The following is a 20,206-nucleotide window of genomic DNA, read 5'->3' as shown; positions in this document are numbered from 1 at the left end:
TTATTTCCACCAAAGTTTTGACTGGGACACTCCCATCAAATTTGACATCCTGTAAAGAATTCTCGCACCTACATTCCCATCCCACTCATCCTCTCCTGGCCCTGGAGCTACCTCTACCAAGTCAAATCCAACGATCTTCTTTCCTGATTTTACAATAAGTTTCATCAAATACATAATCTGGTCCAACTCAAACCCTCCCGGTACCGGGGTTCCAGTATTAGGACATAGTTTTGGGTCGAACCCATCTATATCAATGGTCACATAGACTTCTCGAGGTAATGAAGCAATTATTCTGTCACAGATGGATCGCCAAGTTCTACCTTCATACAATTGGTCTTTAATTTCATGGTCATAAAAAGTTGTGATTCTATCATCATCCTCCGCCCTTTCTGCCTCATCTTCACAGTAATCACGAATACCAACTTGAACCAATTTCTCAACCTGGGGAATCTTAAGTAAGTTATGGGCTATGGAAGCATGTGAAAATTCAAAATCTTCATAAGCAACCCTCAAATCAGCATGTGCATCTATCTGTAATACGCCAAAACTTGAATATTTTTCGGATAAAGCCTTTACCAACCCTAAAGGAGTACTATGGTCTCCGCCCAACAAAGCAACTTTTTTACCTTGATTCAGGTAATTCTTGGCCGTTTCATATACCCATGTATTCATTTTCTCACAGGACTTTTTGATCAAATCTGGCACAGCCAAGAAGCGTTCCTTCTCTTCTTTGGATTTACCATTTTCGAGCCATTCTATATAGTTGCCAGCCAAAATTCTATGGTTGGTACTACTAATATGAATATCTTCAGGAATGGGAAGCATATGAACTCCCATAGTCCAAGCATCAACAATATCATCTTGAAAAAGGTCCACTTGCGCTGAAGCTTGGAGCACAGCAGCTGGTCCTTCTGCAGTTCCATGGGCATAAGAAACTGTCACCTCCCAAGGTACTGGAATTATAATCAAAGATGCTGACTCATCATCAAAAGGTAAACCAAAAATACTTCCATGTGAGGCTACTCCATTTGGGTCAAAACTGTCAATAAGTTCCTGTTTTTTACTGCTCATTTTTTTGAATTTGTTTTAATCTGCTAAAAAAGCTTGTATTCTATGTGCTAATTTCGATAAAATACTAACTATAATTTACTTAATATTTGTGAATTTCTGCATATAAAAAAGTGATAATTAAACACTCAAAAATCTCATTCCATAAGTCTCTTGAACTCAATAAAATAGAATCTACCATTTAATACTATTGTAATATTTCCTGCAAGGTCCCCATCCCCCTAGTAAGTCCTAATTCCCATTTATCCGCATGAAGTTCAACAACAGCCATCATTCCAGGTGAAAGGCTTATTTGATATTCATTAGTAAGAAAGGATAACAATGCGCTGATTCCTGGGTTGTGGCCGACCACCATTACTTTATGAATATCATCAGACAACTTATTTAGTACTTTTATAATATCATCAGTTTCTGCCAAGTACAACACTCCCTCTTCTCTATCTTCATGTGATAAAACAGCATCTCGGATAATTCCCGCAGTCTCCACAGTTCTTGTTGCAGGACTCTTTAGCAAAAGGTCAAATTCAACTTTACGTTCCTTTAAAACATTGGCCAATCTCTGGAGTTTATACTTTCCATCTCTTGTAAGTTTACGCTTGAAATCACCGGACTGACCATAACCATGTTCGGCTTCGCCGTGTCTTAATAAAGTGAGATATTTAGTCATATTACCTTGATATGCATTAAAAATAATTACAATATTACATCGAAATAACCATGCCAAAACCAATATGAGATGGATTATTATTTGGAGGAGAATATAATCGCGTCTATTTTTGGATTTTGTTGAGCATGTTCAAACATTGCTGCCAAAGTAAAGAAAACCATTATGCCAAAAAATCTAGTCATTGTCGAATCACCGGCAAAAGCCAAAACAATAGAAGGATATCTCGGAAAAGATTTCAAAGTAGCTTCCAGCTATGGTCACGTCCGAGATCTTCCAAAAGGCGATAAGGCTATTGATATAAAAAATAAGTTTCAACCTACCTACGAAGTCACTTCCGACAAGAAAGAAGTAATCAAACAGCTGAAAAGTTTGGTAAAGGATTCTGAGACCATTTACCTAGCGAGTGACGATGACCGTGAAGGAGAAGCTATTTCTTGGCATCTAAAAGAAGTACTAAACCTGAAGGATGACAATACCAAAAGAATTGTATTTAGGGAAATCACCAAAAATGCAATTACTAAGGCAATTGAAAACCCAAGATCTATTGATGTGGACTTGGTCAATGCCCAGCAAGCAAGAAGGATTTTGGACAGACTCGTTGGTTTTGAACTATCTCCAGTATTGTGGAAGAAAGTAAAAGCAGGGCTATCTGCAGGTAGGGTACAATCTGTCGCAGTTAGGTTTATCGTAGAAAGAGAGAGAGAGATTGAAAAATTTGAATCAAAATCCTCTTATAAAATCACTGCCTTATTTGATGTCAAAGGCAAAGTATTAAATGCAGAATTACCCAAGAAGTTTGAAACCCAAGAAGAGGCGGAAGCTTTCTTAAAAGAATGCTTAGATGCTCAGTTCTCCATCAAAAATTTGGAGAAAAAACCAGCAAAGAAAACTCCAGCAGCGCCATTCACTACGTCTACACTTCAGCAAGAGGCCAGTAGAAAACTTAGTTTCTCAGTTTCTCAGACCATGACCATTGCCCAGCGCCTTTATGAAGCTGGTAAGATTACCTATATGAGGACTGACAGTGTCAACCTCTCCCAAGAGGCCATGGAAAGTGCCAAAGACCAAATCCAATCTGCTTTTGGCAGTGAATACCATAAAGCCAGAACCTATACCTCCAAATCAGAAGGTGCCCAAGAAGCCCACGAAGCCATCCGGCCAACAAATTTCAGCAACCTGGAAGCTGGGGGTGACCGCAATGAGGAAAGACTTTATGAGCTCATTTGGAAAAGGGCCATTGCTTCGCAAATGGCTGATGCACAACTTGAAAAAACACATGTAAGTATCGCTATTAGCAATTCTGACCTTACTTTGAGTGCAACTGGAGAAGTCATTAAATTTGAAGGGTTTTTGAAGGTGTACTTAGAAAGTACAGATGATGAAGATGAAGATGATGATGCAGGAAATAGAGGCCTATTACCTCCTTTGACCATCGGTCAAGAACTTGACCTGAATGAAATGAAAGCCAGACAAAGCTTTACCAGACCTCCAGCCAGATATACAGAGGCTTCTTTGGTAAAGAAACTGGAAGAAATGGGGATAGGTAGACCTTCCACTTATGCGCCAACCATTTCCACAATCCAAAAAAGAAATTACGTCATTAAAGAGTCTAGAGATGGCAAGCCACGTAATTACACCGAAATGATTATCAAAGGAGGTGAATTTACCAAAGCTGAAAAGACCGAAAACGCCGGATCTGACAAAAATAAACTCTTCCCTACTAATATTGCCATGGTGGTCAATGACTTTCTGGTAGAACATTTTCCAAATGTCATTGATTATAAATTTACCGCCAAGGTAGAAAAGGAATTTGATGACATTGCCCATGGTTTACAACAATGGGATGATATGATTGAAAATTTCTACAGTAGGTTCCATGGTACTGTAGAAGAAGCCGAAACAGTAGAAAGAGCCAATGTAAGCTCTTCCCGTGAATTGGGCAAAGACCCTAAAACCGGAAAACCTATCATCGCCAGACTGGGTAAATTTGGACCTTTGGTTCAAATCGGTGATCAAGAAGATGAAGAAAAACAGTTTGCCAGTCTAAAAAAAGGTCAGTTTATCGAAAGTATCACGCTTGAAGATGCCTTGGAATTGTTCAAGCTTCCCCGAGATGTGGGCATGTTTGAAGACAAGAAAATTGTCGCAGCAATAGGAAGATTCGGCCCATACATCAGACATGACAGCAAATTTGTATCATTGGGAAAAGAGCTAGACCCATTGAGCATCACAGAAGAAGAAGCTATCCAACTCATAAAAGACAAGCGAGAGGCAGATGCCAAAAAGCATATCAAGACATTCAAAGAAAATCCAGATATTCAAATCCTGAATGGTAGATGGGGGCCATATATCAAGTTTGGCAAAAACAATTTCAAAATACCTAAAGACAAAGTTGCAGAAGACCTGAGCTATGATGAAACCATTGAGATCATAGAAAACCAACCTGAAAAGAAAAAAGGAAGGTTTGCCAAAAAGAAAAAATAATCAAAAACCGAGGTAGAAGGCCTCGGTTTTTTATTCAACCAGTCAGATTTGCCGATAATTCCCTAAATTAATTCTTAATCAATTTTAAGAATTACTGCCATGAAAAAGAAAATTGTAATACTCACTGGAGCAGGAATTTCAGCAGAAAGTGGTATCAAAACTTTCAGAGATAATAACGGCTTGTGGGAAGGACATGATGTCATGGAAGTAGCAAGCCCTCAAGGATGGCACAAAAACAGAGCCTTGGTGCTTGACTTCTATAACCAGAGAAGAAAGCAGGCTTTGGAAGTCGCTCCAAATGCAGCCCATTATGGGCTTGCCCAACTCGAAAAGGACTATGAAGTTACCATTGTCACCCAAAATGTAGACAATTTGCATGAACGCGCAGGTTCAAATCATGTAATTCACCTTCATGGAGAACTTTTCAAATCCCAAAGTACCCTAGACCCCAGCTTGATCTATGACATGAAGCATTGGGAAATCAAGGAAGGAGACAAATGTGAAAAAGGCAGTCAACTTAGACCATTTATAGTCTGGTTTGGGGAAATGGTTCCGATGATGGAGCCTGCCATTGAAGCAACGCAGGAAGCAGATATATTTGCCGTAATCGGAACATCCATGTTGGTTTATCCTGCTGCAAGCCTTATTCAATATGCTTCTTCTTCTATTCCAAAATTCATCATTGATGTAAAGATTCCTGAAATTGGCTTTGTTGATAATTTGACAGCCATCGAAGATCAAGCCAGTTCAGGTGTACAAAAAATGATTCAATTACTCCAATAAAAAGCGTAGAATCGATGAAATCTATACTTCATAAAGCTCTCACACGAGGCCATGCCAATCATGGTTGGCTAGATAGCCATCATACTTTCAGCTTTGCCAATTATTACGACCCGGAAAGAATACACTTTGGCATGCTCAGGGTGCTCAATGATGATCAGGTAGCACCAGGAATGGGATTCGGGGCCCATCCTCACGAAAATATGGAAATCATCTCTATACCTCTTGAAGGTGACCTAGAGCACCGCGACAGCATGGGCAATACCACAGTAATTAAAGAAGGAGATATACAAGTCATGAGTGCAGGAACCGGCATTACGCATAGCGAGTATAACAAGAATAAAGACAAAGCGGTTAAGTTCCTCCAAATCTGGATTATTCCTAGCAAGAGAAATGTCAAGCCTCGGTATGATCAAATAACACTGGATATTTCCTCACTTAAAAACAGGTTGGCTCAGATCCTTTCACCTTCCGCAAATGATGAAGGAATTTGGATCCATCAAAATGCCTGGTTTCATTTAGGTGACTTGGAAAGTGGAATTTCCCTCACCTATTCTTTAAAATCACCTGAAAACAATGGCGTGTATATTTTTCTATTAGAGGGCCAGTTAGAGATCAACGGGCAAGAACTTTCCCGAAGAGATGGCATGGGTATATGGGATACAAAAAGCTTAGAACTAAAAGCGCTAAATAAATCTAAAGTACTTTTGATGGAAGTCCCTATGGGCTAATGATCAGAGGACTTTGCTTTATCAATCAGGACTTATTCATTGTTCTCAAGCAAACAAACACCTATAAAAGACCAGTCCAACTCTAACCAAACATAAAGTAAGAAGGTAGCCCAACACTCATTGTAACAGGAGTAGATAAGAACGGTCTGGATAAAAGTAATTTTTAATCACTCAATTGGGACGGCTTTGCAAAGACAGGAGCAGATTTCAGTGGTATCTTTCTGGATCTAAAATTTGAAGGATCAGTTTCTGATGTTTCCAGTTTAAGCAGCTTCGATGTAGGAGAAACCTATTCATTTTTTATAAATGCAGATCTTCGATTAAGTTTTAATTGAGTAAAAAGGGAGTGGAAGTTTATATTTCTTTCACTCCCTTCTATAATCAAAAACACACTTTTCAAGCTGTAGGTATTAGCACAATCACATCCAATAGACCTGTAAATACCGCCCAAATGATAAGGGCAAGCAGCATTTGGTAAATATGGTTAAATGTTCTCATGGGAATCTTTTAATTTTCAATTAGAGCTTCATTGTTGTCCTAAAGTAATTGGTATTCTTCAGGTGGAAACCCCATCTGTTAACTGCTAGACTTTCAACTAAAGCTACAAATACCTTATTGTTCAGATTCAGCTTTTCTCATCCAACTAAGTACAAAAGTGATGGAATAGCCAATTATAAAGACAATAAGGCCAAACAATGGTGAAAGCAAAAAGATTTTCAGCCCCCCGGCAATGATCGCAGGATCTGCAGCGCCACCTGTGGCCTCCAAGGCATCAAAACCCTGGATCAACCCCAATATGCTATTGGCAAAAGAAATCACCAATCCTAACAGCACCGCTTGATTGATAAGTCTCTTGTATTTTAAAAACAGAGATTCTTCACTTTTCAAATGGGTAAAAGCTTTAAAGGTGAAAAAAATCGCCAATGTCAAACAGGCTAAAATCATTGTCATCCCACCAACTCCACCTTCAACAAACCTATCAAAAATAAAAAAGCCCATTGTTTGACCTAGAATAGTTGTTATTAAATTCATGTCGTTTATTTTTTGTTACTCTGCAATGGTAGTAAAATTGGTAACATCCCCTTAGCAAATGCGATGAATTACCAAACAAGATCAAAGAACGGCAAGTTACTGGTGTTTTTCTTTTATCATTCAGTTTAGCAAGTTACTTATCCTCCTAAATCAGTCAACCATCGTAAATTCTTTGGAATTACATTTTTTTTAGAGACCTTGTCCATTTCAATGACAAACAAAAAAGACCTATTAATTGAAGTATCCCGCAAATTGCTCGAGCAGCTTTTAATCTGTGTGGGAGCCCTTTTGTTTTTTACTTTTTACTTCGGTATCACCATTTCTAACCTAGGGCCCGCATTTACTTTCGGGGCATTTCTCCTTCCTGTTACCTTGGTTATGGTCAATGTTTACAGCTTCCACATCATCCCAACTTACCTTTTCCAACAAAAACATTGGTGGTTTTTAGTTTATACTATTTATACTATCATCATCTCCATTTTTTTAATTACCCTTTCCGCTTTTTCCGGCTATATTTTTATTAATTCCCTGGAGAGCTTGGACAATGAATTTATGTTAAGCAAAAACCTCTACCTAATTATTATTGGGGTTTATATTGTTGTTTTGCTGACAACCCTTTTTTCGGCTTATCGCGAAAGTTATAAAATCCAATTAAGGAACCAAGAACTTCAATATACTCTGGTCAATGGAGAACTATTGCTCAAAAAAGAAGAACTGTCATATTTAAAAATGCAGATTCACCCCCATTTTTTATTCAATACCCTCAATACCATTTATGGGTCTGCCATCGCAAAAAGTGATGAAACCCCTGAACTTATCCTAAAACTATCCAAGTTACTGGATTACATTCTGTATCAAACGCCAAAATCATTGGTTCCTCTTCAAGATGAAATCGATCACCTTCAGGATTACCTGGCATTGGAAAAACTGAGGCACAAATCCAATTTCAAAATAACGGTAAGTTTCCCAGAGCAGCCCAGTCAGCTGATGATTGCCCCGATGCTTTTTCTCCCACTGTTGGAAAATAGTTTTAAGCATGGCAAACCACAGGAAAAAGAAGCTTTGATCGAATTGAACATCAAAACCCAAGAAAAAACAGTACTGTTTTTTCTTAAAAACACTTATGAGGAAACCTCAAATATGAAAAGTTTTACCTCTTCAGGAATTGGTCTCCAGAATATCAAAAAAAGGCTCCAACTCCTATATCCAGATGCCCATATTTTCCATATCCAAAAACTAAATGGGCAATTTACAATCGAATTACAACTGAATACTGTCCAAATCAAACCAAAGGTCTCATGAATTGTCTGATCGTCGACGATGAACCTATAGCCCAGAACATCCTTAGGGAATTTATATCTAAAGTGGACCACTTGAAGCTGATCGGCTGCGCAAACAATGCCAATGAAGCTTTCAATATGGTTCAGCAAGAACAAATTGACCTGATTTTCCTAGACATTAATATGCCAGGAATTGATGGAATAGCATTTGCCAAAATAATCCCCAAAAACATTCATGTGATCTTCACCACCGCCTACCGGGAATATGCCTTGGAAGGGTTCAACTTAGAAGCAACCGATTATTTATTGAAGCCCATACCTTTTGATCGGTTCCTAAAATCTGTAGCCAAAGTAAAAGAGGCACTGGAAAAGAATAAAGGAAACTTGACAGATGAAGAGAAGGCTGACTTTTTGTTTGTGAGGCAGGATCGCAAAATGGAAAAAATAGCTTTTACGGATATCCAATACATTGAAAGCTATGCGGATTATATCAAGATCCACTTGCAAGACCGAACTGTAATCGTCCGTGAAAGCATTTCAAATTTCACCAAAAAACTGCCTCAAGATCAATTTATAAGATTTCACAGGTCTTTTGTAGGAAACATTAAGGCTATAGATTCTTATACCCATGAATACCTAGAAATTGGTGGGCAAGCATTAACGATAAGTCGGTCCTATAAAGAAGAAGTCCTTTTGCGTTTGTCTCAATATGAATGACCAAGTATAATGGCCAATTCAACGATCTTTCTTCAATGATTATTGATTTAAAATGCAAAACCAGCTTTTATTATTGCTACTTTAAACCTGATATCAGCACTTTGATAAAACAAAATCCATTGACTATTCATACTCATGAAAAACGAAAATATCAAAATCAATAAAACTGAAATACTGTCTGACAACTGGTACATTTTGAAGAAAGTCACCTTTGACTACCGAAAGAAAAATGGAGAATGGGAACCCCAATCCAGAGAAGCTTATGACAGGGGAAATGGTGCAACTATTTTACTTTATAACAAAGAATTTCAGTCTGTGATCCTCACCAAGCAGTTTCGCTTACCCACTTATATCAATGGAAACGAATCGGGCATGATGATCGAAAGTTGTGCTGGCCTCCTGGATAAGGACAATGCTGAAGACTGCATCAAGAAAGAAACAGAGGAGGAAACAGGATATAAGGTTCATAAAGTGCAAAAGATCTTCGAATCCTATATGTCTCCAGGTTCTGTTACAGAGATTCTACATTTTTTTGTGGCAGAATATGATAAGGGCATGAAAGTAAGCGAGGGTGGCGGTCTTGAGGAAGAGCAGGAAAATATCGAGGTGATGGAGTTGAATTTTGAAGATGCCTATAAAATGATAGCTACTGGAGAAATTAAAGATGCCAAAACAATTATGCTTCTACAATACGCCAAACTACATCAACTGTTGTAACCAACGATTTTGTCCAATACAACCATTAAATAGCCGAGAATAGTATATAGCTGATTCAATCTCTATTGAATCAGCTATATGCATGGCTTTAAACTTCCAGTTTCCATTCTCCGCGGAAAGGTCTGCCCAAGAGTTGATTGGCACCATCATCATTGATGAACTTTTCCTTCTTTGGATTCCATTCCAGTTCCCTTCCTAACTGATAAGCAATGTTCACTACATTGCACAAGGCGGATGTGCTATGACCTATTTCCACGTCGCAAATCGGTCTTTTTCTCTCTTTAATGGCATCAATCCAATTTTGATAGTGATTATCACTGTACTCCAAGCGGATATCGGAATCTTTGATCTTCTGTTCTGCTAAGCTTTCCGGACTTGTTTTCAGGTAACCTCTTCCAATATCAACGGTTCCTTTTGTGCCAATAAACCTCACTGCATTACTCTTTCCCCAGTCTTCATGGGTCATCACAATACCATTGTCATAGATCATCTTCATTCCGTATACAGCACTTGGATCTTTCGGTGGGATGTATTTTACCGGGGCTGATCCATCCATTCCAATACCCCACTGAGCAATGTCAAACATATGAGCCCCCCAATCGGTTATATCTCCCCCACCATAAGGTCTATACACCCTCCAGTCTGGATACCTGAAATCTTCTCCTTCTTGATACATGGGAGCGAGTATGTCATTATAGCCTCTGTATTCAGCCGGGCCTACCCACATGTTCCAGTCAATTCCTTCTGGGATTTCCTGCACTTCTATATCAAAAAGACGGGAAGGTTTGCCAATGTTTACTTTGACTTCCTTTACTTCTCCGATATATCCATTCCTCACCAATTCACAGGCCTGTCTAAATTCATTCCAGGACCTTTGCATATTTCCGGTCTGGAAAACACGTTTATATTTTCGGGTAGCATCAACCATAGCTCGGCCTTCCACCACAGTAGCGGCCAATGGCTTTTCACAATAAATATCCTTACCAGCTTTGGCAGCTTCTACCGCTATATAGGCATGCCAATGATCAGGGGTAGCAATGACCACCGCGTCAATGTCAGAACTGCTCAATAAATCCCTAAAATCAGGGTGAATCTTCACCTCTTGAGCAGTACCAAACTTATCTGCATTTAACTTTTCCGCATCCTTTTTGAAATTATTCCGATTAAACTCCACCACATCTGAGCACCCTACTACAACCGTTTCTGGGCATTTCATCAAGTAATTCAATAAAATAAATCCTTGCTTGCCTGTACCCACAAAGCCTAAGCGAACCTTATCGTTTCGAGGTATTGAAAAAGCAAATGATGTACCCGCCATAGCAGATAATCCCATGGTGGCCACTGATGTTTGAGCTATAAATTTTCTTCTAGATAATTTGGATTTTGTCATTTTGACTTCGTTTATATTAAATGGTTATTAGTTTATAGACATAAATTGTTATGCTGGAAAATGTCTAATTTAAGAAATAATATGATGGATCAACCTTTAAATTTAAAAGTGAATCTCAAAAATATTAATAATGCAGTACTCTCTGAAGAACCAACCATTTGTAAATTCCCAACTCCAAACTGAATCAATTGATCCGAAGATATTTTTCTAAATTCAAACGAGTTTGATCAATTGAATTGTAATAACTTCAAAGAAAATAAAGAAATTAAATAAACCTCTACTATTCCTTTTAAGGTAGCCTTTAGCTGGAAAAAAATAAATAGAGAAATGATCAAAACTATAAGAACAAACGCTAGCCACCAAGACTTTATAAAACTTGTAAAGCTACTAGATGCAGAACTGGCTGTAAGGGATGGAGAAGACCATACCTTTTATGATCAATTCAATAAAATAAATCAAATCAACTATGCCGTAATCGCATATGAAGAAAATATACCTGTTGGCTGTGGCGCCATCAAGGAATACGATAAAATATCTATGGAAGTCAAAAGGATGTATACTGTAATGAATTTTAGGGGTAAAGGAATTGCTTCCGTCGTATTGGCGGAACTGGAAAAGTGGGCCAAGGAACTCAACTATAAACGTTGCATTTTGGAGACTGGCCTCAAACAGCCAGAAGCCATCAAGTTGTATGAAAAGAACGGTTACCTATTAATTCCCAATTACGGCCAATATATTGGTGTAAGCAATAGCCGATGTTTTGAAAAAACATTGAAGTAAAATATAGCATCAATTCTACTTCATGATTGCCATCATATGAAAAACCTTTCAGAGTTAATGACTTTTTGATTGAATGGCTTAAACTTCCTCAAAACTCTTTGTTCAAGATGGAAATCCAGTTATTTAATCTAAAAACACACATACTTCCTACTCCTCTCATAAATAATCAATATGTATATCCGTAATTTTACCAATAAAGATTAAAAGCGAGTAGAAACGACCCTTTTGATTGCCTACTTCTGCCATAATACTTATGTTGCGGAAGTCATGGACTTGGAAATGAAAAATGATGAACCATTAATCACAAATGTAGTGGCAGCAGTAGATTGCGGAATTGTCATCAATCCAGATGCCGCTTCCAATATGGGAGAAGGGGAAATTGTCGATGGTATTGGCAACGCCTTATTTGGTGAGCAATCTTTCAACAATAGGGTACCTGAAAAGAGTAATTTTGATAAATACAGAATGATCAGACAGCGGGAAGCACATAAAAACATCTCCATTCATTTTGTTAAGAATGACATAGACCCAACCGGTTTGGGAGAGCCCTTGTTCCCTCCCACCTTTGCTGCAGTGGCCAATGCATTGTACAAGGCCACAGGTAAACGGTTTTATGATCAGCCATTTATGCAGAATATTCTACCAAAAGGTTAAAGTTATGAAAAGAAAAGCGCCCTTGAACACTGGAGTTCAAGGGCGCTTTTTATTTTAATACCAACAATACTTACCGATTCACCTTCCAGACTTCAGCATCGCTATCCAGTATTTCTTTGCCCCAAATGGGCAGCTCAGCCTTTATTCTTTCTACCAGCTCATTGCAGGCCTCAATGGCTGCTTTCCTATGGGCTGAGGAGGTAAATACAAACAAACATATATCTCCGACTTTGATATTTCCCAAGCTATGGTAAATATGCATACAAGACAAATCATACTTTTCAAAAATGTCCTCCCTTATTTCCAAAGCCTTTTCCAAAGCCATATCCCGATAAGCCGTATATTCAATAGAAACTACTTTTCCTTCCGGTTTTTCATCATCCCTTATCTGTCCCAAAAAAATAGAATGCCCACCAATACTTGTTTTGGTACCATGACTGGCAATCGAATTGGCGATTTTTTCCGGACTGATAGGACCTTCCACAAAAATATCCTTGATGACTGATTTCTTATCTTTCATTTCTCAAATATTTAGAATTAATATCAGCAAGCTTCCCGTTGACGTTTCTGATTTCCTTTACCACACCCATATGTCATTGTGAGATCTGATGTCTCAAAGATACAGCAATACACATCAAATCATAAATTATAAAGTCAATCAAAGCATTCGGAAGGGTAAGGAGCAATTTTATCATTTGCTTTAAACTTGGGCATTTGGGCTTCGCTGTCCTTGAGAAATGCCGTTAATTCAGCAGCCAAAAGCTTGGCCTTTCCTTTCTCCTGTTCGAATAAATTGTTGCGCTCACTGATATCTTCGGTGATGTTAAACAGCTCAAAACTTTGATCAAAATGGTGATAAATCAGCTTCCAATCTCCTTTTCTGATAACACTATAAGGCAGTTCATCATAAACATGGGGGAAATGCCAGAACAAAGGTCTCTCCTTCGATTCTGCTTCTCCTTTTATAAGCGGCACAAAGCTTTTTCCATCTGTTTCTCCAATCTCACTTTCAGAAAGGCCTGCTATTTCAAGGAAAGTTGGAAAAATATCTTCCACAATCAAATAATCATTGACCGCTGTATTGGAATCACTGACTCCAGCCCATTTCACTAACATAGGCACCCTAATTCCTCCTTCATAAGGCGTAATCTTGTGTCCACGCAGGGGAAGGTTTTGAGGCGTTTGTTTAGGACTTCCATTATCGGACATAAAAACAATAATGGTATTCTCTTCAACACCTAATTTTTTTAGTTGCTGGAGAATGTCTCCCAATGACTTATCCATTCCTTCTATCATGGAAGCATAAGTAGCCTGAAATTCACTTAATCCAGCGTCGATGTATTTTTGGTAGAACCTCTCATCTTTTTCCCAAGGCGCATGAATGGCATAGTGGGACATGTACAAGTAAAAAGGCTTTCCTAAATCCACTGCTTTTTCGATGGCTTTATTGGCTTCTATCGTCAACACTTCCGTAAGGAAAATATCCTGTCCATGGTATTTTTCCAACCCAGGCACATCCCAAGTGTGATTTCCAGGGCTTCTCCAATCCGCACTAAAGTTATACTTGCCATAATAACTGCCAGGCCCTCCTGCAGCGTGCCCCGCAATATTGACATCAAAACCCAAATTGGTAGGATTTTCTCCTGAAGTTCCTTTTGCTCCAAAATGGGCCTTTCCCACATGAATCGTGGTATAACCTGCGGATTGAAGCTTTTGCGCTAAAGTAGAATGGAAAACTGTAGCATTATCTTTTCCTGTTGCACTCAAGCCATTCACATTCCATTTTGGAGGCTCAATTTCATCGTGTTTTGGATCAGGAGACTTATCCTTAATTAAGGTCCAATTGGTCACTTTGTGTCTGGCAGGATTCATTCCTGTCATCAGACTAACACGTGAAGGCGAACACAAAGCCGCTGCATAAGCTTGGGTAAACTTAACACCTTCCTGCGCCAACTTCTCCATATTAGGCGTGTAATATTGCATGTTCAAAGTGGTTTTCTCCTTATAGAACGGAACAGAAGTATCCTGCCAGCCCATGTCATCCACAAAAAAGAACACAATATTGGGTTGCTTTCTTCCTTTATTTTGAGCCCCTAATTTGTCCCCAAAAACAACAAATAGAAATAAAACCAATAACAGCTTATTATACTTCATAATCTTTAATGACATCATTTGATTGCTAATCCAAAAAAGTAAAATTTGTCCAAAAGACCTAATTTCATGTAAAATCAAAGTCCTTTTTTCCAGATTCATACCCTCATCACTTTGCTCAACCAAATTAAAAAATCAATAAAACAACAATTCGTCAGCAAAAAGGAATCCTTTATTGACTTTGGCCGTAATCCGGAAGTATTTGGCCTCAGCATTCACTGGCAGAACAAATGGATGGATAATAAGGCTGCTATCTGATTCCGGAATCTCGTTGATAATTTCTACAGGATCACTAAAATCCTCACCATCTTTGGACCAAGAGCAAAATATCCGCTTGGGCAGGTAAACTCCTGGACCAGTTAACTGCATAAACCTGGCCTTGATTTGGCTAACCTTTTTAATCTCAGATAACGCAACGGTTACATCTAGATCTTTTCCCTCGAAGCCTTGCCATTCACCATCTCCGTAGGTAAATGAACCTTTTTGCCCATTCACCAAGCTGCTAATACCTTGAGCTGGATATTTTCGACTGAAAGGCTGATGATAGGTAACTTTTGCTCCCACTCCTAAATGATAAGCCAACTCCATTTCTGTGACAGGTCCCATCTCTCCAGAAGGATAAAGCATAGCCGCTTTAACTAAAGGTGTTCCAATTTGATAAAATGGAGCCGAGTATGTTGGACTTTCCCTATTTGGTGGTGAGCCGTCCAGCGTATATTTAATGGTTGCTCCAAATCTTTCTGAATTTATCTTCACCAATGAAGCTTTTTTTAAGGAATAAGGCTTGGCCTCTATGTTCAAATTGGGGATAGGATGATAGTAATTGATTCCTCTCCTTTGCAAAAGTCTATAGTGAGACTGAAGCCGCTCAAAGAAACCATCCCAATCCTTATTCTCATTTGTAGTCCAAGCCACCTCGGACAATGCCAATAGCCTTGGGAAAATCATATATTCTGCATGCTCCGTGGTGGGAATATACTCTGTCCACAGATTGGCCTGCACACCCATGACATAACCCTTTTCTTCATCCTTCAATACTGTTGGAATGGGATCATAACCATATACTTTTTCTATGGGAATATAGCCCCCAATAGCTTCTGGTTGAGTAGCTGGATTAGTTTGGTATTTATCAAAATAACAAAATTCACCTGGGGTCATGATGACCTCATGCCCTGATTGAGCAGCCTTGATGCCTCCTGATTCACCTCTCCAAGACATCACTGCCGCTCCCGGAGCCAAGCCTCCTTCCAAGATTTCATCCCATCCAATAAATTTACGGTCAAGTTTTTCCAGGATCTCCCCGACTCGTTTTACACCGTAACTTTGCAATTCGTCTTCATCCTTTAAGCCAAGGGCTTTAATTCTTTGTTGACACTTTGAGCAGGTACGCCATGCACGCTTGTTGGCTTCATCTCCTCCGATATGAATGTACTCAGAGGGAAAGATCGCTGCTACTTCCCCCAATACCTTTTCAAAAAACTCAAAAGTCTGCTCATTGCCCATGCAAAATTCACTTTGGGTGTATGGTTTTCCCGAACAGGCCAATTCCGGATAAACGGCCAATACCTCACCGGAGTGTCCTGGCATTTCAATTTCAGGTATAATTGTTATTCCTCTCTTCAAGGCGTAATCGACCAAATGCTTCGCTTCCTCCTGGGTATAGTAACCACCATAAGCTTGCGGGTCACCTTCGCTTAAAAACTTTCTTTCCGAATTCCACCATTCTTTCCAAGTGCGATGGCTACGGAAAGCGGCTATTTGGGTCAGCTTGGGATATGATTTGATCTCAAGTCTCCATCCCGGACCATCCGTCAGGTGCCAGTGAAAAGTATTGAGTTGGTAAATGGCCATCATGTCGATCAACTTCTCTAAAAATGATATGGGGAAATAGTTTCTACTGACATCCAGATGGAACCCTCTGTAATCGAATCTTGGATAATCGATCAGGGACAAAGATGGAAGTTTATACCTATTTTCCTGTATCAAACTTAACTGAACCAATCTATATATAGCATTGACAATTGCTTCCTCATCTCCTCCCTCAATGGCAATCATATCATTAGTTATACGTATCAAGTATTTGCCCTTATGCTCTTTTGATAAGGTGGGGTTCAAAGCCAATTTGATATAATTATTATCTGCGCTTGAAGAAAGGGATGCTGTATGCTTGATTTCAGCATCTAACTGTAAACCCTCTACCAAAAGCTCTGCATGACCGGATAGCTTTTTTAAATCAAAAAAAACTGTCGTTACTTGATTAAGCTCAAATGAGCCCTCCCCTTTTTTGATTTCCACAGGCTGTGGAATAAAGTCAATGGTTTGAGCAAGGGTTTCATTGGACAAATGAAATAGCCCTCCTATCAAACACAATAAAGCGATTAGATTTACTTTTTGATCATAATAAATTATCACGTTGGCTATTTTTAGGAAATTCATAAGTTAAAACTGACAAGATCATTTTAAGTCACCAGGATAAACATTTAAGCTAAAACCTCTCTCTTAATAATATAATAATCAATTAATTACCAACTCATCCACAAAGATGAAGGCATGATTGGTATTTTTGGCAATTACCTTAACATACCTTGCTTCTTCACCTTTTAAAGAACCTTTGAAATCCTTCAAAATCAAGTCCTTTTGGTCAATAGGTACCTCGTTTTCAATTTCCAAAACTTTAGTAAAACTATCTCCGTCCGATGAAACGGCTACCTCTACCACTCCCGGCATAAAGATTCCCGGTCCAATATTCTGCATAAAAGTCGCCGAGAAACTGTTCAAGTCTGTCACCTCACCCATATCCACGATCACCTCCAAGTCATTGGTGAATCCCTGCCAGTACCCATCACTATTGGAGTTGGTGCCTCTATATCCATCGGTCAAACTTCCTGCATCTCCAGCTGGGTATGCCGTGTTCCATGGCTTTAGGTATTCCACTGTTTTACCTATGGCTTTATGATAATCCACCTGCTTTCTTAAAACCGGTTCAACCAATTCTCCATCTTTAAAGACCGCTGCGGCGATGTTTGCACTCCCTTTCACAAAAAACTCTCCCTCGTATAACTTCGAGTTGACAGTTGGTGTAGTTCCATCAGTGGTATAATAGATCATCGGCTCACTCATCTCACTTTCAAACCTGATCCCTATTTGCTGTAATTCCTTGTCCACATTTAGAAATGGTAAAAGCTCAGAGGAAGGCGCATAGTCCATTTTCACACCCATATTTTCTAACCTTTTGAGCTGGATTTGCAAACGGGATTTGAAAGAATCCCAGTCTTGATTCTCCTCTGAGGACCAAGCTCTTTCTGCCAAAGCCAGGGCATCTGGAAAAATCAAAGCATCTGCCAATTCCTCGGAAGGAATAGTTTCTGTCCAAAGACAGGCCTGCATCCCTTTAATTTTATTACTGAGCTCAGTGGGAAATTTAGAACTTAGCAATTGCTTGTTATAAATATCAAAAAGCTTTGATTTTGGATTGGAGAAATAAAAAGGATCCCCAGGCGCCAATATCACATCGTTTCCTTTTTTCACTACTCTATCCGGTACTGAAGCCACCCAAGCTCTCCAGTACATCACTGTTAGACTGCTGTCAATATCGCCAGAAATGGCCTCATCCCAAACCACCACTTTTTTACCGTTTTTGATCAAGAAATCACTGACCCTATTGACAAAATATCCCTGCAATTCCTCTAAATCCTTCATCCCAATGGCTTTCATAAACTGCTGGCAAGCGGCAGACTCCTCCCATCGGCCCTTGTCCACTTCATCGGCACCAATATGAATGTACGGGGAAGGAAAAACATCCATCACTTCAGTCAGCACATTTTCCACAAAGGTGTAAACTTCCTCTTTCACTGGGCATAATGGCGTGGAAAACACCCTGCCCCAACCTGGAGTACCACAAGTCAGCTCAGGGTAAACCTTAATCGCAGCCATCATATGACCTGGCATATCGATCTCCGGCACTATTTCCACATGCTTTGACTGTGCATAAGCGACAAATTCCCTTAGCTCATCCTGTGTGTAATATCCTCCATAAACCGGTGTTTCTCCATGCATTTTGATATGTTTAGGATCCAAAGCAAAACGAGCATCTTCTTTGGAGCGATCAATGCAAATCGAGTCATGTTTGTTGAATTCTCGCCAAGCGCCCTGCCCGGTAAGCTCCGGGTACTGCTTGATTTCCATTCTCCACCCTTGGTCATCGGTGAGATGGAGATGAAGCTTATTCAGTTTATACAGTGAAAGCAAATCTACATAGCGATGGAGATAATCCATTGAAAAGAAATGTCTGGATACATCTAGATGCATCGCCCGCCATTTGTATTTTGGACTGTCTTGAATACTCAAAGCCGGGAGCAAAAGTTGGTCTGATAAATTGCCACTTTCCACTGTTGCCGGAAGTAGCTGCCGCAATGTGGTCATTCCATAGAAAATCCCTTGAGCATGGCCCGCTTCCAGAATGATTTTGTCCGAGCTTATTTCTAAACTATAAGACTCAGGGTTTGAATGCTCCGCTGATTTCCGGATTTCAATACTATTCTCCCCTTTTTGGGTAGAAAGTTCCGAGCCCAAAATTTGCTTCATCAAGGATTGAAAAAATGCAACTTCTTCAGTAAAAGCTGCTTCATCCTGTAACAAAAGTTGTGTATTTGGACTCAGCTCAAACTGCCCCTGCTCCACTTTCAATTCACTAGGATAAGGGACAATAGAAAAATCAATGGGTTCTGGCTTGCTGCAGGCAGAAAGGATGCAGATGGCAATAAGGGCTTTTTGAAAATACTTCAAAATCAAATAGGTTATGTGAAACCACAAATTTATACAGAAAAATTGCTTCTCAATCCTCGTTATAGGTTTAATGCACTAAAAACTACCAAGTTTATAAAAGTTATTCTGCTCACTCAAATATTTTTCTGACCTTGTATTTATGAAAGCTCTTTCCGCTTTATTTTATATGATATTTCCTAAATATTTAAATTATATGTATATCCACAATTTTACCAGTAAAGATTAAAAGCGAGTAGAAACTACCCTTTTGATTATGGTATCAACTGCTTCGGTCTTCAGACCACTTGAGCAAAGGATGTTTGGTTACTGGCATCATAGCGGATAATCAGATTAAATTATAATCAGGAGTTAAATTTCTTAAAGGAATTAGATGGTTTTTCGGATCCATAAAGGTTATTATCAATTCTTCACTTTTTTGAAATACAATAAGACAAATGCCAACATTAGTTTAATAATTTCTTTGACTTTAGCAATCAGGCTCCATTCCACTAGACGTAGAAATAGATCAAAAGTGATAAATAGAATAAAAAAAACACTTCAAATAACAACCCTTTTTAAAATTTATAAATGGTAATAAGGCTTTTAATCATCAATTTGGAAAGGATCACTGTTTCAATTATATTTGATACGAAATACATTTTTAATACATTAAAAAACTATAAAAAGTAGTTAAATCGTAAATTTTTAATCATTTACCAGTTATGGAAGAAATGGAACTAAAACTGACTATTAAAAGTAATTTCAAGAGTAAAGGAGTTAAATCCCGATTGAATAAAATCAAACAGCTTTGCGAAGCTTTTGATGCAAGTATTTTGGAAAATCCAATCACTGCCGTTCCCAAAGTTGATGCTACAAACTTTATAAAAATTCAATTCCAGGGAGAGTTAGAAGAGATACTGATAAAATACAGAGGAATAAAATCTTTCTGCGACCTAAACGATATTGGCATGGAACAATAATCTACTTATCA

At 38.8% G+C, this 20,206-nt stretch carries 16 protein-coding genes and 1 pseudogene; 9 read left to right on the top strand and 8 right to left on the bottom strand.

Annotated features, from left to right (window positions below):
* Together IFO69_RS09705 and sixA are read right to left on the bottom strand one after the other, a co-directional pair.
* Complete coding sequence (locus IFO69_RS09705; RefSeq protein ID WP_192009912.1) at positions 1-1,071, bottom strand: agmatinase family protein; 1,071 nt, start codon at positions 1,069-1,071, stop codon at positions 1-3.
* Positions 1,072-1,255: 184 nt separating this feature from the next.
* Positions 1,256-1,735: a phosphohistidine phosphatase SixA gene (sixA, locus tag IFO69_RS09700; protein ID WP_192009911.1), complete on the bottom strand. Its 480-nt coding sequence runs from the start codon at positions 1,733-1,735 to the stop codon at positions 1,256-1,258.
* A gap of 162 nt (positions 1,736-1,897) precedes the next feature.
* Between sixA and topA the strand changes: the two genes are divergently transcribed.
* The 3 genes from topA (at position 1,898) to IFO69_RS09685 (ending at position 5,730) form a co-directional block, all read left to right on the top strand.
* The gene (topA, locus tag IFO69_RS09695; protein ID WP_192009910.1) at positions 1,898-4,219 is read left to right on the top strand and encodes a type I DNA topoisomerase; all 2,322 of its coding nucleotides are present in this window, start codon (positions 1,898-1,900) and stop codon (positions 4,217-4,219) included.
* Positions 4,220-4,318: 99 nt separating this feature from the next.
* On the top strand, positions 4,319-5,002 hold the full coding sequence (locus tag IFO69_RS09690) for an SIR2 family NAD-dependent protein deacylase (RefSeq protein ID WP_192009909.1): 684 nt from the start codon (positions 4,319-4,321) through the stop codon (positions 5,000-5,002).
* A 14-nt stretch (positions 5,003-5,016) separates the two neighbouring features.
* Positions 5,017-5,730 carry a pirin family protein gene (locus IFO69_RS09685; RefSeq protein ID WP_192009908.1) on the top strand — a complete coding sequence of 238 codons (714 nt, stop codon included), beginning with the start codon at positions 5,017-5,019 and terminating at the stop codon, positions 5,728-5,730.
* A 612-nt stretch (positions 5,731-6,342) separates the two neighbouring features.
* Here the strand turns inward: IFO69_RS09685 and IFO69_RS09680 are convergent.
* Positions 6,343-6,762: a hypothetical protein gene (locus tag IFO69_RS09680; protein WP_192009907.1), complete on the bottom strand. Its 420-nt coding sequence runs from the start codon at positions 6,760-6,762 to the stop codon at positions 6,343-6,345.
* Positions 6,763-6,972: 210 nt separating this feature from the next.
* On the opposite strand from IFO69_RS09680, the gene IFO69_RS09675 reads away from it, so the two are divergent.
* The 3 genes from IFO69_RS09675 (at position 6,973) to nudK (ending at position 9,476) form a co-directional block, all read left to right on the top strand.
* On the top strand, positions 6,973-8,064 hold the full coding sequence (locus IFO69_RS09675) for a sensor histidine kinase (protein ID WP_192009906.1): 1,092 nt from the start codon (positions 6,973-6,975) through the stop codon (positions 8,062-8,064).
* A complete protein-coding gene (locus IFO69_RS09670) occupies positions 8,061-8,759 on the top strand; it encodes a LytR/AlgR family response regulator transcription factor (RefSeq protein ID WP_192009905.1) in 699 nt (232 codons plus the stop codon). The genes IFO69_RS09675 and IFO69_RS09670 overlap by 4 nt, the downstream gene beginning before the upstream one ends.
* A 135-nt stretch (positions 8,760-8,894) precedes the next feature.
* Positions 8,895-9,476: a GDP-mannose pyrophosphatase NudK gene (gene nudK, locus IFO69_RS09665; RefSeq protein ID WP_192009904.1), complete on the top strand. Its 582-nt coding sequence runs from the start codon at positions 8,895-8,897 to the stop codon at positions 9,474-9,476.
* Positions 9,477-9,564: 88 nt separating this feature from the next.
* Here the strand turns inward: nudK and IFO69_RS09660 are convergent, their stop codons facing one another.
* Positions 9,565-10,866 (bottom strand): Gfo/Idh/MocA family protein, encoded by a 1,302-nt coding sequence (locus IFO69_RS09660; RefSeq protein ID WP_192009903.1) that lies wholly within the window; start codon positions 10,864-10,866, stop codon positions 9,565-9,567.
* A gap of 327 nt (positions 10,867-11,193) precedes the next feature.
* Here IFO69_RS09660 and IFO69_RS09655 point away from each other — a divergent pair, with 327 nt between their 5' ends.
* On the top strand, positions 11,194-11,646 hold the full coding sequence (locus tag IFO69_RS09655; protein WP_192009902.1) for a GNAT family N-acetyltransferase: 453 nt from the start codon (positions 11,194-11,196) through the stop codon (positions 11,644-11,646).
* Positions 11,647-11,877: 231 nt separating this feature from the next.
* Positions 11,878-12,300 (top strand): annotated as a pseudogene (locus tag IFO69_RS09650) (molybdopterin cofactor-binding domain-containing protein); the annotation flags it as partial.
* A 70-nt stretch (positions 12,301-12,370) separates the two neighbouring features.
* On the opposite strand, the gene IFO69_RS09645 reads toward IFO69_RS09650, so the two are convergent.
* The 4 genes from IFO69_RS09645 to IFO69_RS09630 form a co-directional block, all read right to left on the bottom strand.
* Positions 12,371-12,820, bottom strand: a complete 450-nt coding sequence (locus tag IFO69_RS09645) for a molybdenum cofactor biosynthesis protein MoaE (RefSeq protein WP_192009901.1) — start codon at positions 12,818-12,820, stop codon at positions 12,371-12,373.
* Between the two features lie 134 nt (positions 12,821-12,954).
* Positions 12,955-14,454, bottom strand: coding sequence for a sulfatase (locus tag IFO69_RS09640; RefSeq protein WP_192009900.1), 1,500 nt, complete (start codon positions 14,452-14,454; stop codon positions 12,955-12,957).
* A gap of 132 nt (positions 14,455-14,586) precedes the next feature.
* A complete protein-coding gene (locus IFO69_RS09635; RefSeq protein ID WP_192009899.1) occupies positions 14,587-16,887 on the bottom strand; it encodes a beta-N-acetylhexosaminidase in 2,301 nt (766 codons plus the stop codon).
* 78 nt (positions 16,888-16,965) lie between these two features.
* Positions 16,966-19,236, bottom strand: coding sequence for a glycoside hydrolase family 20 protein (locus IFO69_RS09630; RefSeq protein ID WP_192009898.1), 2,271 nt, complete (start codon positions 19,234-19,236; stop codon positions 16,966-16,968).
* Positions 19,237-19,937: 701 nt separating this feature from the next.
* Between IFO69_RS09630 and IFO69_RS09625 the strand changes: the two genes are divergently transcribed.
* Positions 19,938-20,195 carry a hypothetical protein gene (locus tag IFO69_RS09625; protein ID WP_192009897.1) on the top strand — a complete coding sequence of 86 codons (258 nt, stop codon included), beginning with the start codon at positions 19,938-19,940 and terminating at the stop codon, positions 20,193-20,195.
* Positions 20,196-20,206 lie beyond the last annotated feature (11 nt).

Origin of the sequence: Echinicola arenosa (genome assembly GCF_014841125.1) — a bacterium.
In the GTDB taxonomy this organism is placed as follows: domain Bacteria; phylum Bacteroidota; class Bacteroidia; order Cytophagales; family Cyclobacteriaceae; genus Echinicola; species Echinicola arenosa.
Note: the sequence above shows the minus strand (reverse complement) of the source record. Positions and strands in the feature narration are given on the sequence as shown.